The organism is Staphylococcus kloosii (genome assembly GCF_003019255.1).
Classification (GTDB): domain Bacteria; phylum Bacillota; class Bacilli; order Staphylococcales; family Staphylococcaceae; genus Staphylococcus; species Staphylococcus kloosii.
Genome location: NZ_CP027846.1, coordinates 2,276,083 through 2,290,936 on the forward strand (window position 1 = coordinate 2,276,083; position 14,854 = coordinate 2,290,936).

At 33.7% G+C, this 14,854-nt stretch carries 15 protein-coding genes; 1 reads left to right on the forward strand and 14 read right to left on the reverse strand.

Features of this window, described 5'->3' with window-relative positions:
* Nucleotides 1-4: 4 nt before the first annotated feature.
* Both C7J89_RS11310 and C7J89_RS11315 read right to left on the reverse strand, forming a co-directional pair.
* On the reverse strand, nt 5-784 hold the full coding sequence (locus C7J89_RS11310; protein ID WP_103294894.1) for a TIGR01457 family HAD-type hydrolase: 780 nt from the start codon (nt 782-784) through the stop codon (nt 5-7).
* 5 nt (nt 785-789) lie between these two features.
* Nucleotides 790-1,221, reverse strand: coding sequence for a DUF86 domain-containing protein (locus tag C7J89_RS11315; RefSeq protein ID WP_061855157.1), 432 nt, complete (start codon nt 1,219-1,221; stop codon nt 790-792).
* Nucleotides 1,222-1,358: 137 nt separating this feature from the next.
* On the opposite strand from C7J89_RS11315, the gene C7J89_RS11320 reads away from it, so the two are divergent.
* Nucleotides 1,359-1,625, forward strand: coding sequence for a DUF3055 domain-containing protein (locus C7J89_RS11320; protein WP_061855158.1), 267 nt, complete (start codon nt 1,359-1,361; stop codon nt 1,623-1,625).
* Nucleotides 1,626-1,733: 108 nt separating this feature from the next.
* Here the strand turns inward: C7J89_RS11320 and C7J89_RS11325 are convergent, their stop codons facing one another.
* From C7J89_RS11325 to C7J89_RS11380, 12 genes are all read right to left on the reverse strand, one after another.
* On the reverse strand, nt 1,734-2,114 hold the full coding sequence (locus C7J89_RS11325) for a YutD family protein (protein WP_103294893.1): 381 nt from the start codon (nt 2,112-2,114) through the stop codon (nt 1,734-1,736).
* A gap of 181 nt (nt 2,115-2,295) precedes the next feature.
* Entirely contained in the window at nt 2,296-3,219 is a 924-nt protein-coding gene (lipA, locus tag C7J89_RS11330) for a lipoyl synthase (protein ID WP_048792654.1), read from the reverse strand.
* 82 nt (nt 3,220-3,301) lie between these two features.
* Nucleotides 3,302-4,621 carry a bifunctional metallophosphatase/5'-nucleotidase gene (locus tag C7J89_RS11335; RefSeq protein WP_103294892.1) on the reverse strand — a complete coding sequence of 440 codons (1,320 nt, stop codon included), beginning with the start codon at nt 4,619-4,621 and terminating at the stop codon, nt 3,302-3,304.
* Between the two features lie 68 nt (nt 4,622-4,689).
* Entirely contained in the window at nt 4,690-5,538 is an 849-nt protein-coding gene (locus C7J89_RS11340) for a DUF72 domain-containing protein (RefSeq protein ID WP_061855161.1), read from the reverse strand.
* A gap of 152 nt (nt 5,539-5,690) precedes the next feature.
* Nucleotides 5,691-6,752 (reverse strand): NAD(P)H-dependent flavin oxidoreductase, encoded by a 1,062-nt coding sequence (locus C7J89_RS13445; RefSeq protein ID WP_103294891.1) that lies wholly within the window; start codon nt 6,750-6,752, stop codon nt 5,691-5,693.
* A 27-nt stretch (nt 6,753-6,779) separates the two neighbouring features.
* Nucleotides 6,780-7,790 carry a hemolysin family protein gene (locus C7J89_RS13450; protein WP_061855163.1) on the reverse strand — a complete coding sequence of 337 codons (1,011 nt, stop codon included), beginning with the start codon at nt 7,788-7,790 and terminating at the stop codon, nt 6,780-6,782.
* A gap of 308 nt (nt 7,791-8,098) precedes the next feature.
* Nucleotides 8,099-9,496 carry a Fe-S cluster assembly protein SufB gene (sufB, locus tag C7J89_RS11355; protein ID WP_048792649.1) on the reverse strand — a complete coding sequence of 466 codons (1,398 nt, stop codon included), beginning with the start codon at nt 9,494-9,496 and terminating at the stop codon, nt 8,099-8,101.
* Nucleotides 9,497-9,694: 198 nt separating this feature from the next.
* Nucleotides 9,695-10,144, reverse strand: coding sequence for a Fe-S cluster assembly sulfur transfer protein SufU (gene sufU / locus C7J89_RS11360; protein ID WP_061855164.1), 450 nt, complete (start codon nt 10,142-10,144; stop codon nt 9,695-9,697).
* Nucleotides 10,134-11,372 carry a cysteine desulfurase gene (locus C7J89_RS11365; RefSeq protein WP_172459011.1) on the reverse strand — a complete coding sequence of 413 codons (1,239 nt, stop codon included), beginning with the start codon at nt 11,370-11,372 and terminating at the stop codon, nt 10,134-10,136. Before C7J89_RS11365 ends, sufU begins: the two co-directional genes overlap by 11 nt.
* Nucleotides 11,373-11,493: 121 nt before the next feature.
* Nucleotides 11,494-12,801: a Fe-S cluster assembly protein SufD gene (sufD, locus tag C7J89_RS11370; RefSeq protein WP_061855166.1), complete on the reverse strand. Its 1,308-nt coding sequence runs from the start codon at nt 12,799-12,801 to the stop codon at nt 11,494-11,496.
* Between the two features lie 94 nt (nt 12,802-12,895).
* Nucleotides 12,896-13,657 (reverse strand): Fe-S cluster assembly ATPase SufC, encoded by a 762-nt coding sequence (gene sufC / locus C7J89_RS11375; RefSeq protein WP_061855167.1) that lies wholly within the window; start codon nt 13,655-13,657, stop codon nt 12,896-12,898.
* 386 nt (nt 13,658-14,043) lie between these two features.
* Entirely contained in the window at nt 14,044-14,853 is an 810-nt protein-coding gene (locus tag C7J89_RS11380; RefSeq protein ID WP_103294890.1) for a MetQ/NlpA family ABC transporter substrate-binding protein, read from the reverse strand.
* Nucleotide 14,854 lies beyond the last annotated feature (1 nt).

The following is a 14,854-nucleotide window of genomic DNA, read 5'->3' on the forward strand; positions in this document are numbered from 1 at the left end:
CGACCTACCCTTCTAATTCGGCTATAACTTCGTTTAAATCCTTAAATGAGTACGTTGGTGGTTGTTCTTTTTGTTGAATTTCTTCTAATGATGTTACCCCTGTTTGTACATGAATCGTATCAACATTTACGTTAATACCTGATAAAATATCAGTATCATATAAATCGCCTACCATTGCCACTTCATCTTTAGGAAGATTTAGCACAGACAAAGCCATATTCATGATTACTGGTTCTGGTTTGCCAATAAATACTGGTTCTTGTCCTGTTGAAACTGATACTACACTTGTTAAAGCACCGTTTCCAGGCATAAAGCCTCTTTCTTTCGGTATAGAAACATCTTTATTTGTTGATATAAATTTGGCTCCATTGCGTACCCCTAATGTCGCAATGCCTAATTTTTCATAAGTGATAGCTTCATCAAGCCCTATGACTACATAATCCACAAATTCATCATCTTTAAGCTGTAAACCTTTATTGCTTAGTGCAGTTTTTAAACCATTGCCACCAACCATATAAACTTTTGCATCTTGTTGTTCGTTCGCTATGTAGTCAGCCGTAGCTAATGCTGAAGTAATAATATCATCAGCTGTAGCTTTAATGCCTAATCTATTAAGTCTATTAGCAACTTCTACAGGTTCTTTTGATGAATTATTAGTTACGAATAAATAAGGAATATCGTGGTTACTTAAGTAATCTATAAATTCGGCCGCACCGTCTATAATGTCATCACCTTTATACATCGTGCCATCCAAATCTAATAAATACGCGCTATACTGCTTCATTTAAGTTATTCTCCTTTATCTCCAAATGCTGTCACTGGTACGTTTTCACTTTTTAAAAAGTTTATTACTTCTGCGATAAACTGTTGATAATAAGGAATGGCTTGATCAAACAATGGCATTAAATTATTATCTTCAAGTTGATCATAAAAATGAACAAATTGTTTTCTTACATCAATTGTTTGATTAATTTGTTCTTGTGTTTCAGCTGAAATAACTTTTTCCAAAGCTAAAATATCAATAACATCTTTATAGTTTCCTGGATCTCTTAAAATAAATCCATCAATAATCATGTTGCCAATATCTACAGATGATTCAATTAGCATTTGAGCAATACGTTCAAATGCATATGTATTGCCCTTATTATTCTCATAATCCTCGGTTAATTGCTGGATATAATTTATTTTAGTATTTAACTGTTCTTTATTTACAAAGTACATAACCGTCACCTCTCAATACTTTAATAATATCACAATTTTGAAGTTAAATTCATTAGTGGTTATACTTAGAACTAAAGATTTGCAAATATAAAATTAATCATTTTACGCTTAGTAAAATATAGAAAGAAGGTCGTTTTATGATAGACATGTATTTATATGATGATGATGAGACTGCACAGGTGCAATTTGTTGGATTTGTGGGCGAGGAAAGTCGGTATGATTTAATGCTAGTGCAAACCGATCGTCATTTTGGTAAAACCATAGTTTTAAATATGCAAACGAATAAATTTGGCATTATAGGAACAGATGACCTAGAAGAAGAAGGATATATTGCATACATACTAGGTGTTAATGAAGCAGAAGGTAATGAATTACATGCCTTTTTATCAGAAAAAATTCAGTAAAATTAATTAAGCAATGTATTTAACTGCTAAAAAAAGGCAATTTCTATTTAATATTGATAGAAATTGCCTTTTAAAGTATAAACTTAATAATATTTGCGAACTTATTAGTTATTCTTCAGTATTTTGAATTGTAGGTTGGATTTTAACGTCTTTTAATTTATCTTCCGGTGTTTCTTCTACAGATAGTTCTTCATTCGTATTATTTTTTGCTACTTCAGCTGTCACATTTTGCACGATAAAATATGGACACCCGAAGTTACAATACTCTAGTAAGTATTCTTGAATTGTTGAAAAACGTTTGCTTAACTCAGCTTTTTTATTGGAATCTTTGTAGAAACCTTTTAAACGAAGCTGATCGTAGCCGTAATCACCTACTACATAGTCGTATTTGTCTAAAATATCAGAATAGCGCCCAACAAATTTTTCTTCATCAAAACATTCTCTATATTCTTCTATTAGTTCAAACAACTGATTGTTTATTTTTATCATTAGATTTCACCTTGATTTTATATTGGATCAAATATGTTACAACATTAGCTTACTATCGCTGACACATATCTTCACAGGTTAGACGGTAACTAATTATTTTAATTGTTACTATAAAGACTTAGTCCACCATATGTCAAAAAACCATACGTGTAAACTAAGTCTAGATTTAAATCATATTAAATTATTGTTCTGCGTTTAGTTGGGCTTCACCAAGACGTTGTTTTTCTTTAGCCGCTTCGTTTACTTGTTCATCTGCGTGATATGAACTTCTTACAAGTGGGCCAGCCTGACAGTGTTTAAAGCCTTTATCCATAGCAATTTTACGTAATTTACCAAATTCTAATGGTGTATAGTATTTTTCAACTTTCAAGTGTTTACGTGATGGTTGTAAATATTGTCCAATTGTTAAAATATCTACGTCATTGGCACGTAAATCATCCATTGTTTCATAAATTTCTTCGTAAGTTTCGCCTAAACCTACCATAAAGCTAGATTTTGTAGGTATTTCTGGTTGTAATTCTTTTGAGCGTCTTAAAAATTCTAAAGTTCTATCATAAGTAGCACGTGCACGAACTCTTGGTGTTAAGCGACGTACTGTTTCTATATTATGGTTTAAAATATCTGGTTTAGAAGCCATTAATGTTTCTAAAGCTTCGTAATCTCCACCCATATCTGAAGGTAATATTTCAATAGTTGTATAAGGGTTACGAGCACGTACTTTACGTACTGTTTCAGCATATACGTTTGAACCGGCATCTCTTAAATCATCTCTTGCTACTGCTGTGATAACGACGTGTTTTAAGTTCATTAATTCTACTGATTCAGCAACTCTTTCTGGTTCACCTAAATCTAATTCGTTTGGTAATCCTGTTTTAACAGCACAGAATCTACAAGCACGGGTACAAACCGCACCTAAAATCATAAATGTTGCAGTACGACGTTCACCCCAACACTCATGTATATTTGGACACTTTGCTTCTTCACAAACTGTGTGTAAGTTCTTTTCACGCATCATTTTCTTGAGGCCAGTGTAATTTTCATTCGTGTTAAGCTTTATTTTTAACCAATCTGGTTTACGTAATATTTCTTCATTTTTAGTAGCCATAACAACGCTTACCCTCCTGTATAAATATCTCTAACTATTATAACTAACTTTACACCAAATTAAAACGTAATTGAGGCATAAATTAATATTGTAACAATTTCTTCTTAAATATATCTCTTAAAAAGTCCGGCATCAAGTACTCTATTTGTTGATCTTTTAACATTGGAAAATACCTTCCAAAAGTATACATATCAACTGTTCCTAACGTATAAGTATGGTCATCAATAATTTCTTCACCACCGATAAAATAACGATTTTCAGATTCAATAAAACCAACATTATATAGGATATATCCGCCAAAAATATTTCCCCTAAAACCTAAACCTTGTGCTTGAGCATTAATATATTCTTGTTTTTGACTTTTAATTACAACTTCTTTTAACACTTTACCTGAAAGTTTAATTCTAACTGCATTAATTGGATGTGGTAACATTTGGTGAATGTCATATTCAGTAACGATTTTATCGTCTATTGCATTTACTATCAGGCCGGCATTAATGATTGTACAATCCGCACCTGTAAAATATTGTAAACTTTCTGCCAACAAATATGCTGTTTCACTAATGAAGTTTGTTTCTCGTGGTAGAGATACAAGTCTATTTGTAACAGGCTCATCCATTAATGCTTGCCCTTCTTCGGCAAAATGTGTTTCTGTTTCAGGTAATGTCTCGAGAGGATGAATCGTAGCTTCTTTGGACGTTACTTTGTTGTTGTTTATTTCTAAAGTTACTTCCCCTAAATAGTTACCATATTTTCCTGCGGCTGCCATTAATACACCATTATTGACTTCGCCATTTTCAAAATAATGATGCGTATGACTTCCTAAAATCACATCTATCTCGGGAATTTCTTGGCATAATTTTTCATCAAAAAAGACGCCGACATGGCTCATAATAATCAATACATCATATTGACCTTCATTTGCATGAATTTCATCTTTAATGGCTTCTAACGGATTTGTTACAACCCAATCTAATGCTCTATAAAACGGTGTAAAAGGTGCAGTAGCAGCTACAAATAATATACGAACGCCATCGATAGTTTTTATATAAGATGACGAAATATTGTGTGGCAAATTCCCCTCTTTATCAAAAACGTTGGCACATGTCACTGCAAAATTTGCGTCATTATATAAATTATTCAGTGCTTCATGTGATATCGTCATGCCTTCATTGTTACCTATAGTTGCTATATCACAATGTGCGTCATTTAATAAATCTACGTTTCTAATCCCCATCGTTGCCTCTGTCACCGGTGCTGATAAATCTACGTGGTCTCCAATATCTAAGTATAGAGAGGGGTGTGTTAATTGTGGTCTTACTTCAGCTAAATACGCTGAAATTCTTGAATATTCGTGTAGATGACTATGTATATCATTAGTATGATAAATAGTTAATTGCATCTATATCCTCTCCTGATAACTTACAAAGTTACAAATTTAAACTTCAGAAAATACTCTATAATACTTTACTAAAATAAACGTAATTGTTGCGGCGCCAAACCATCATAATCTATACCTAATATTGTCTGATATGTTTTAGCGTTTTTCGCAGCATGCCCTCCAGAATTGTTGTTAAACACGACGTAAACTTCGCTAGCTTTTTGATCCAACACTTTTACTTTATTCGCTAAATTAGTTAATTCTTCTTTGGTATAATCATATAAATAACGTACGTCACGCCACTTTTCATCTGTCATATCTTGTTTGGTCCAACCATGTGTATTACGTCCATGGTATCTCACAAATGCAACGCTATTAGTAATTCTGTTCACTAATGGAATAGAACCTTGTCCTACTTGAGGTTCATCACATACAGAATGGATAATATTTTGCTCTGTTAAAAATGATAATGTTTGTTCTTTAAAATCATCAGAAAACCAAGATTGATGTCGAAATTCAACGCACATAGGAAAAGCCTTTAATTGTTCTCTAATGTACCTTATGTATGTAATATTCTGAGCAGTACAATCAAACCATGGTGGAAACTGAACTAATACCATCGCTAGTTTGTTTACTTGCTTTAATGGTTCTAACATTAGTTTAAATTGGTCTATTAATTCTTGCCTAGACTCTGCGTACTCTTTATAGTCTGCATGTAAAGTTAGTGCTTGATGTATTTTTACTATGAATTTAAATTTTTCGGGTGTTTCTTTAATCCATTTTAAAATATTTCTTTCTGGTTGAATTGCATAATAAGATGCATCAAGTTCTACGATTGGAAAATGACTAGCATATGTTTTTAACTTATCTGATTTTCGTTGTAGATCTTCATATAAAGTATCATGATCGCCCCAACCTGTGAGTCCAATATTTATCATTCATATCACCGACTACATAATACCATACATATAATAATTCATTCACTTGTTTAAGCTTAACAAATCGTTTTCATATATATAAAGCACCACTACACTAAAGAATCATTTTTAGCTAAAAACTATCTTTCAATGTAATGATGCTTATCTAATTATTATTGTAATACTTTTTTCGATTGATTAAGAATGTGTTGCATTAAGTCATCGACACTAACTGCTTGAGCGAGTCTTGGACTTTGACCACTCCATAAATGCGTCATATCGGCATCGCCTTTTTGCGCAGCAGCCTTACGAATCGCATTTGTTAGTTGATTTTGTATAGGATAACTTGGAATGGTATCGTCATAATTATTCATTTCATGAATAAACTCATTATCAATGCCACGAGCCGGCTTGCCACTAAATACAGGAGTAACTACCGTATCTGTTTCCTTACTATGCAAAATAGCGTCACGTAAAACATTATTGGCGCCACTTTCCAACGTAGTTAAAAACGCTGTACCCATCTGTACCGCTTGCGCACCTAATGCCATACTCGCAATTAACCCTCTGCCATCCATAATGCCACCAGCAGCAACTACCGGTATAGAGACGTTATCGACAATTTGTGGTACTAATGACATCGTACCTACGAGTGCGCCATTATTACTCGTGTCTATAAATGAACCACGATGACCACCCGCTTCACTGCCTTGCGCAACAACAATATCAATGCCTGCAGCTTCGTTAGCTTTGGCTTCGTCAACTGATGTAGCAGTCCCTAATAAAGTAATATGGTGTGCTTTCAATTTGGTAATGATTTCTTGATCTGGAATTCCAAAAGTAAAAGCGACAATAGGAACTTGCTTATTGATTATAATGTCTATGGCTTGTTCGAATTGTTGTTGCTCAGTGATATTCACAACGGGTTCTTCTAAATTAAATGCCTTGCGATAAGGTTTAAGCCAAGCTTGCATATGTTCTACGAGTCCATTGTCTATTTCATTATTACTTGGAACGAATAAATTCACTGCAAATGGTTTAGTCGTTAAGTCTTTCACGACATCAATTTCACTTTCCAGTTTTTCACCATCAAAGTAACCAGCACCTATCATGCCTAAACCACCTGCATTACATACCGCAGCGACTAATTCTGGTGTAGTACTTCCAGCCATACCTGCTTGAATTATTGGATAATCTATATTTAAGCGTTTCGTAAGTTGTGTTGATAATTGCATCTCTAACACCTCTCGATTAATGACAAATTAATTTTTCTTTATGTTTGAAGTTAATTTTTCTTCCTCTTCTTCGTCCATTTCATCTTCAATTTCCATTCCAAGCATTTCCTCAATTAAATCCTCGTGAGAAACGATACCATCCGTCCCACCATATTCATCTAGAACAATCGCTAAATGTTTACGTGTTACGGTCATTTTTCTTAATACCCACTCAGCTTTATTATGCTCATTAACAAATAATGGCACGGAAGTATAATCGATGATCGATTTGTCTTGTTCATGATTCCACGCTAATAAATATTTAGAATGAAAGACACCAACTATATTATCAATGTCACCTTCATAAACTGGGTATCTTGTATATGGATTTGATTTTACAGTTTCATATACTTCTTCATAGCTCGCGTCGTCTGAAAATGCCGTTACATTGATTCTTGGCGTAGTATTAACATCATTGATTTTTAATTTATCAAAATCCATTACTCCTTGGATACGTTTGCTTTCCATCTCATTAAATGCACCTTCGCTACCAGCAATGGTTACAAGTTGTCGTATTTCTTCTTTAGAATACTTTTGTTCGCTTTCCTGATTTTTTGTTAATGCGTGATGTATACTATCCGTTAAGCCATTTAGAATCATCGTGATTGGTTTGAAAATCATAGTTATTAATTTTAGTGGACCATAATTAAATCGACCGACAGCATTCGGAATTGATGCCGCAATAGATTTCGGAAAGACTTCGCCTATAAGAATGACTACGATAATCGACAGTATAATTGTTCCAACAATATTTAAGTTATGGTTGATAGCGACAATAGTCATTAGCGCCAAAATCAATAGATTCGCTATTGTGTTGCACACTAAAATTGTCGTAATAAAATCACTTGGTTTATGTAAAAAATCTAGTAATTTTTGTGCTTTTTTATTTCCTTGTTGTGCTTCTTCACTTAATTTAATTTTGTTTATAGCAGTCAATGCCGTTTCACTACTAGAAAAGAAAAACGAGGCTAACAATAAAATGATTATCGATATAACCAAAAAGCATATCCCCTTCGTTACGTTTTATTTGCTGTTTTAATTCTTATTCCCTATGAGGTTTACTAAAAACAACTTTGTTGATGAAATAAATTAATTCTAACACTCATTTTTATTCATAAGAATGTATTTGTACACTATATAGTTTAACACGATAGCTATACTTATTGTTAAACATAACGTGCTATAAAGCGAAATTTATTTATTCTCCTGCTAATAGATTCGTGCATTGTTCAATTGTTATTACGATAAAAAAAGAGGCGTCCTTAGGACACCTCTTTATATTATCAATAGACATTATAATCGATTTATTAACCGATTGAACCTTCCATTTCGAATTTGATTAGACGGTTCATTTCTACTGCGTATTCCATTGGTAGCTCTTTTGTGAATGGTTCAATGAAGCCCATTACGATCATTTCTGTCGCTTCTTCTTCTGAAATACCACGACTCATTAGATAGAATAATTGTTCTTCAGAAACTTTAGATACTTTCGCTTCATGTTCTAATGAGATGTTGTCGTTAAATACTTCATTGTAAGGAATTGTATCTGAAGTTGATTCATTATCTAAAATCAACGTATCACATTCAATATTTGAACGTGCACCTTTCGCTTTACGTCCGAAGTGAACGATACCACGATAAACAACTTTACCGCCATCTTTAGAAATAGATTTTGAAACAATTGTTGAAGACGTATTTGGTGCTTTGTGAATCATTTTCGCACCGGCATCTTGTACTTGGCCTTTACCTGCAAAAGCAATTGATAAAGTACTACCTTTAGCGCCTTCACCCATAAGCACACAGTTAGGGTATTTCATTGTTAATTTAGAACCTAAGTTACCGTCTACCCATTCCATATTACCATTCTCATAAACTAATGTACGTTTAGTAACTAAGTTATAAACGTTGTTAGCCCAGTTTTGAATTGTAGTATAACGCACGTGTGCATCTTTATGAACAATAATTTCAACTACCGCTGAGTGTAATGAACTTGTTGTGTAAACTGGTGCAGTACAACCTTCTACGTAGTTTACTGAAGCTCCCTCGTCAGCAATAATTAGTGTACGTTCGAATTGACCCATATTTTCTGAGTTAATACGGAAATATGCTTGTAATGGTGTGTCTAATTTAATGTTCTTAGGAACATAGATGAATGAACCACCAGACCATACAGCTGAGTTTAATGCAGAAAACTTGTTGTCAGCAGCAGGTACTACTGAAGCAAAGTATTCTTTGAATAATTCTTCATTTTCTCTTAAAGCACTATCTGTATCTTTAAAGATAATACCTTTTTCTTCAAGTTCTTTTTCCATGTTATGGTAAACAACTTCTGATTCATATTGCGCAGATACACCTGCAAGGTATTTTTGCTCTGCTTCTGGAATACCTAATTTATCAAATGTACGTTTAATTTCTTCTGGAACTTCATCCCATGAACGTTCAGCGTGTTCAGATGGTTTTACATAATACGTAATATCATCGAAGTCTAATTCAGATAAATCTCCACCCCACTGTGGCATTGGCATTTTGTAGAAATATTTCAATGCTTTAAGTCTGAAATCAAGCATCCATTCTGGCTCTTCTTTCATATTGGAAATTTCTTTAACGATGTTTTCTGTTAAACCTCGTTCTGATCTGAAAATGGAAACATCTTCTTCGTGGAAACCATATTTGTAATCTCCAACATCAGGTGCTTTCTTAGCCATGTTAATCACTCCTTTTATATATTTAAAGCCTCATCGTGCGAGTTATATTTATTTAAGATTGTAACAAGTTGCATGGTATATTCATCTATGCCACTACCAAGTTACATTAAACATTTGCTAGTTTAATCACCTTAGCGTATTCATGTTGTTTATTCTAGTTTGAATGGCATATTACACTTTGTCAACGTATTACAATGATTATTCTTCTGTTTTACCTTCTTTTTCAACTGTGCCTTTTTCTAATGCTTTCCAAGCTAATGTTGCACATTTAATACGTGCAGGGAATTGTGAAACACCTTGTAGCGCTTCAATGTCACCCATATCTTCAGTAATTTCGTAATCTTCACCAAGCATCATCTTAGTGAATTCTTGGCTCATTTCCATAGCTTCTGCTAAAGTATGGCCTTTAATTGATTCCGTCATCATTGAAGCACTAGACATAGAAATAGAACAGCCTTCTCCATCGAATTTAGCGTCTTTTATAACATTATCTTCGATATCGAACGTTAAATTGATACGATCCCCACATGTTGGATTGTTCATATCTACAGTCATCGTGCCATTATCTAATTTCCCTTTATTTCTAGGGTTTTTATAATGATCCATAATAACTGAACGATATAATTGATCTAAATTATTAAAATTCATATGAGAAAAACTCCTTCGTTTGCTTCAACGCTTCAACTAATTGATCAATATCTTCAGTCGTGTTGTAAATATAAAAACTAGCACGTGCAGTTGATGATTGATTTAACCATTTCATTAATGGTTGCGCACAATGGTGACCCGCACGTACTGCTACGCCTTCTGTGTCGACAGCTGTAGCTACATCGTGTGGATGAATATCTTTAATATTAAAAGTAATTACTCCAGCACGACGATCTTTTGGCGGTCCATATATTTCAATACCATCAACAGTAGACATTTGTTCATAAGCATACTCAGTTAATTGCTTTTCGTGCTTATGAATAGCATCGAAACCTAAATTTTCTAGATACTTAATCGCTTCACCAAGACCAATAGCTTGTGCAATTAATGGCGTACCTGCTTCAAATTTAGTTGGTAGGTCAGCCCATGTTGCGTCGTAATTACTTACGAAGTCAATCATGTCTCCACCAAATTCAACAGGTTCCATTTCTTGTAATAATTTTCGTTTACCATATAAGACACCTATCCCTGTTGGTCCAAGCATCTTATGGCCACTAAAGCTATAAAAGTCGACATCTAAATCTTGCATATCTAAAGCAGAATGTGGTGCAGCTTGTGCGCCATCAACACTTATAACAGCACCATGTTCATGTGCTACTTCAGTTATTGCTTTAACATCGTTAATCGTACCTAATACGTTTGATACGTGAGCGATAGCTACAATTTTAGTATTATCATTGATTGTTGCTTTAACATCTTCGATATCTAGTTCGCCATCAGCTGTCATTGGAATAAATTTAAGTTTAGCATTAGTACGTTTAGCTAATTGTTGCCATGGCACGATATTGGCATGATGTTCCATTTCGGTAACAACAATTTCATCTCCAGGTTGTAAATTAGCATCACCGTAACTACGTGCAACTACATTAATAGATGCTGTTGTACCACGTGTGAAGATAATTTCTTCAAAGTAGCGCGCATTTATAAAACGTCTTACTGTTTCACGTGCACCTTCATAAGCATCAGTAGCTAGTGAACCTAACGTGTGTACACCACGATGAACGTTAGAATTATACTTTTTATAATACTCGTCAAGTACGTTTAATACTTGAACGGGAGTTTGACTTGTTGCTGTAGTATCTAAATAAGCGAGACGTTTCCCATTAACCTGTTGGTTTAAAATAGGAAAGTCTTTAATAATTTCTTGTACATTTAATGATTCGGTCACATTACCCACAGACCTTTCTTAATTAAGAATCTCTGATTAGACCTTAGTTGAAGTTACTAACAAGTACTTCATACAATTTTATATCAATCACTTTATCATAAGGTGACTGTGCTAAGGTTTATTACTTGTTTACTTTTAATTCGATTACTTCACGTAATTGACGTTTAACATCTTCAATAGGTAATTCTCTAACAACAGGGTCTAAGAAACCATGAATAACAAGTCTTTCAGCTTCTCTTTGTGAGATACCGCGACTCATTAGATAATAAAGTTGTTCTGGGTCAACACGACCAACAGATGCAGCATGTCCTGCTTCAACATCATCTTCGTCGATTAATAAGATAGGGTTAGCATCACCACGTGCATTTTCAGATAACATTAAAACACGAGACTCTTGGTTCGCGATTGATTTTGTACCGCCGTGCTTGATGTAACCAATACCATTAAATACAGATGATGCATTTTCACGCATAACACCATGTTTTAAAATGTAACCGTCTGTTTCTTTACCGTATTGAACGATTTTAGAAGTAAGGTTTACTTTTTGATCACCAGTACCTACAACAACTGATTTTAATTCACTTGTTGAACGGTCACCTACTAAGTTTGTAGTATTATCAATAATTTGACTACCTTCGTTCATTAAGCCTAATGCCCAATTAATCGTTGCATCTGCATCTGCAGTACCTCTACGAATAATATGACCAGTAAAGCCTTTATCCAAATAGTCCACTGAACCATAAGTAATATTTGAGTTAGGTCCAGCAATTACTTCTGATACGATATTTAGTTGGTTTCCTTCGCCACTTGCATTTGAAAGATAGTTTTCAACGTAAGTTACTTCAGCACTTTGTTCAGTAGCAATGATTACGTGGTTATAAAAACTAGCATTTTCATCATCGTGTAATACGACATATTGAATTGGATGTTCTACGACTACATTTTTAGGTACATAGACGAAAACCCCGCCATTCATTAATGCTGTGTGTAAAGCAGTAATACGGTGTTCGTCAATAGAAACCGCGTCTTTCATATAATATTTTTGTACTAAATCAGGATGGTTAACTAAAGCTTCTGATAAGCCTTCTACAATTACGCCATCTTTTTTAGCTGATTGAGAAACACGTGTAAAAGCTAATGAATTATTATGTTGGATAATCAAGTTTTCTGATTTATCAACATCGATAATTGCTCTTACTTCTTCAGGTAACGCATCTAAATCATCGTACGCTTCACCTGTTGTTTCAAATTGTTTAAATGAGTCAAAATCCCATCTATTTATTTTAGTTTTATCTGGTTTTGGCATTTCTAAAGTTTCAGTTAATTTCAACGCTTCTCTACGTAATTCCGTCATCCAAGAAGGTTCATTATGGGCTTGTGAATATTCAACAAGTTGCGCTTCAGAAATGTTCAAAGTTTCAGTCGTCATACTATTTTCCTCCCATTAAGATGATTAGTTGTTGCCTTGTTTTGGATATACTGACTAAGAACAATCAGTTATACAAATAAATATGAGTTGAGACTTATTCTGTAGCACCGAACTCTTCTTTAACCCATTCGTAACCTTCTTCTTCTAAACGCTTAGCTAATTCTGGTCCGCCTGATTTAACGACTTTTCCGCCGAACATTACGTGTACTTTATCAGGTGTAATGTAGTTTAATAAACGTTGATAGTGAGTGATGATTAATGAACCAAACTCATCTCCACGCATTTCATTAATACCTTTAGAAACAACTTTTAACGCATCGATGTCTAAACCAGAGTCGATTTCATCTAAGATTGCGAATTTTGGTTCTAACATTAATAATTGAAGAATTTCATTACGTTTTTTCTCACCGCCAGAGAAACCTTCGTTTAAATAACGTTGAGCCATATCTTGGTCGATGTCTAAGAAATCCATTTCTTTATCTAATTTTTTGATGAATTGCATTAAATTGATTTCTTCTCCTTCTTCACGTTTCGCATTAATTGCAGAACGCATGAAGTCAGCGTTTGTAACACCTGTAATTTCTGAAGGATATTGCATAGCTAGGAATAAACCAGCTTTTGCACGTTCGTCAACTTCTAGTTCTAAAACATTCACGCCGTCTAAAAGAACTTCACCTTGAGTTACTTCGAAACTTGGGTGACCCATAATTGCAGATGATAATGTTGATTTACCTGTACCATTTGGTCCCATAATTGCATGAATTTCACCAGTATTAATTGTTAAGTTAACACCTTTTAAAATCTCTTTATCTTCAATAGACACATGTAGGTCTTTGATCTCTAATGTTGATGGCATACATATTCCCTCCGTAATAAATAATATGTTTTCCTTACTAGTTTATAATAATTTTAATCTACAGTCAAAAAACTGCAAACGCATTACATCGTCTAATTATAACGCACTTACTAGCTAATATAAACCTTTTGGCGTGGTATTTTATAATAATTATTATAAAGCAACTATTTTTATTAAGCCTTACTTTCTAAAAGTAACTGATAATGATTAAACGTTTGTTCTCAATGGCTATTCACACTATTTAGCTACTCCATTTAACTTAATATTTATAACAACAAAACAGGTGCTATATACGTTTATTTTCTTTTACTGTGTTCCATTTTGATGGTAGTACAATATTATAAAACACTCCCTTTTCATAAGATAAGGGAGTGTTTATTGCTTTATTATTTAGCTGGTACTACCGCACCGTCGTATTTCTTATTAATGTAGTCTTTGATTTCTTTAGATTGTAAAACTTCCATTAAAGCTTTAACTTTCTTATCATCTTTATGACCTTCTTTAACAGCTATTAAGTTAGCATAAGGATTGTCTTCAGATTTTTCTAAAGCGATTGAATCTTTACGTGGGCTTAATTTTTGGTCAATAGCAAAGTTTGAGTTGATGATTACTGCGTCAGCTTTTTGATTTTGATAGATCTTAGGTAAGTACTCAGCTGATTGTTTGTTGTTAAATTTAATGTCTTTTTTGTTTTCTACAATGTCGCTAAATTTAGCATCTTCAATTTTCACGCCTTTTTTAACTTTAACTAATCCAGCATCTTGGAAGAATTTAATGAAACGACCTTCTTCAGCTGGGTTATTTGAAACATAAACCGTAGCGCCTTTTGGTAAATCTTTTAAGCTTTTATATTTTTTAGAATACACAGCCATTGGTTCTAAATGAACGTCACCAGCTGATTCAATTTTATAATGCTTGTCTTTTTTCTCAGTGTTTAAATATGGTGTGTGTTGGAAATAGTTAGCGTCAATTTCGCCTTTATCTAACAATTTGTTAGGTGTTGTGTAATCGTTGATCGTTTTAATTTGTAAATCATAACCTTTATCTTTTAATAAAGGCTTAGCTTTTTCTAAGATTTCAGCATGTGGTGATGGTGATGCACCTACAGTAATTTTTTTATCATCTCCGCCTTTACCACAAGCTGCTAGTACTACTGCTAAAATTGCAACTAACGCTAAACTTAAAAACTTTTTCATG

Coding starts and splice junctions, on each gene's coding strand:
- sufC (WP_061855167.1), bottom strand. CDS start 13,657: ATGCCATCAACATTAGAGATCAAAGACCTACATGTGTCTATTGAAGAT.
- C7J89_RS11315 (WP_061855157.1), bottom strand. CDS start 1,221: ATGTACTTTGTAAATAAAGAACAGTTAAATACTAAAATAAATTATATC.
- C7J89_RS13445 (WP_103294891.1), bottom strand. CDS start 6,752: ATGCAATTATCAACACAACTTACGAAACGCTTAAATATAGATTATCCA.
- lipA (WP_048792654.1), bottom strand. CDS start 3,219: ATGGCTACTAAAAATGAAGAAATATTACGTAAACCAGATTGGTTAAAA.
- sufU (WP_061855164.1), bottom strand. CDS start 10,144: ATGAATTTTAATAATTTAGATCAATTATATCGTTCAGTTATTATGGAT.
- C7J89_RS11335 (WP_103294892.1), bottom strand. CDS start 4,621: ATGCAATTAACTATTTATCATACTAATGATATACATAGTCATCTACAC.
- C7J89_RS11320 (WP_061855158.1), top strand. CDS start 1,359: ATGATAGACATGTATTTATATGATGATGATGAGACTGCACAGGTGCAA.
- sufB (WP_048792649.1), bottom strand. CDS start 9,496: ATGGCTAAGAAAGCACCTGATGTTGGAGATTACAAATATGGTTTCCAC.
- sufD (WP_061855166.1), bottom strand. CDS start 12,801: ATGACGACTGAAACTTTGAACATTTCTGAAGCGCAACTTGTTGAATAT.
- C7J89_RS11325 (WP_103294893.1), bottom strand. CDS start 2,114: ATGATAAAAATAAACAATCAGTTGTTTGAACTAATAGAAGAATATAGA.
- C7J89_RS11340 (WP_061855161.1), bottom strand. CDS start 5,538: ATGATAAATATTGGACTCACAGGTTGGGGCGATCATGATACTTTATAT.
- C7J89_RS11310 (WP_103294894.1), bottom strand. CDS start 784: ATGAAGCAGTATAGCGCGTATTTATTAGATTTGGATGGCACGATGTAT.
- C7J89_RS11380 (WP_103294890.1), bottom strand. CDS start 14,853: ATGAAAAAGTTTTTAAGTTTAGCGTTAGTTGCAATTTTAGCAGTAGTA.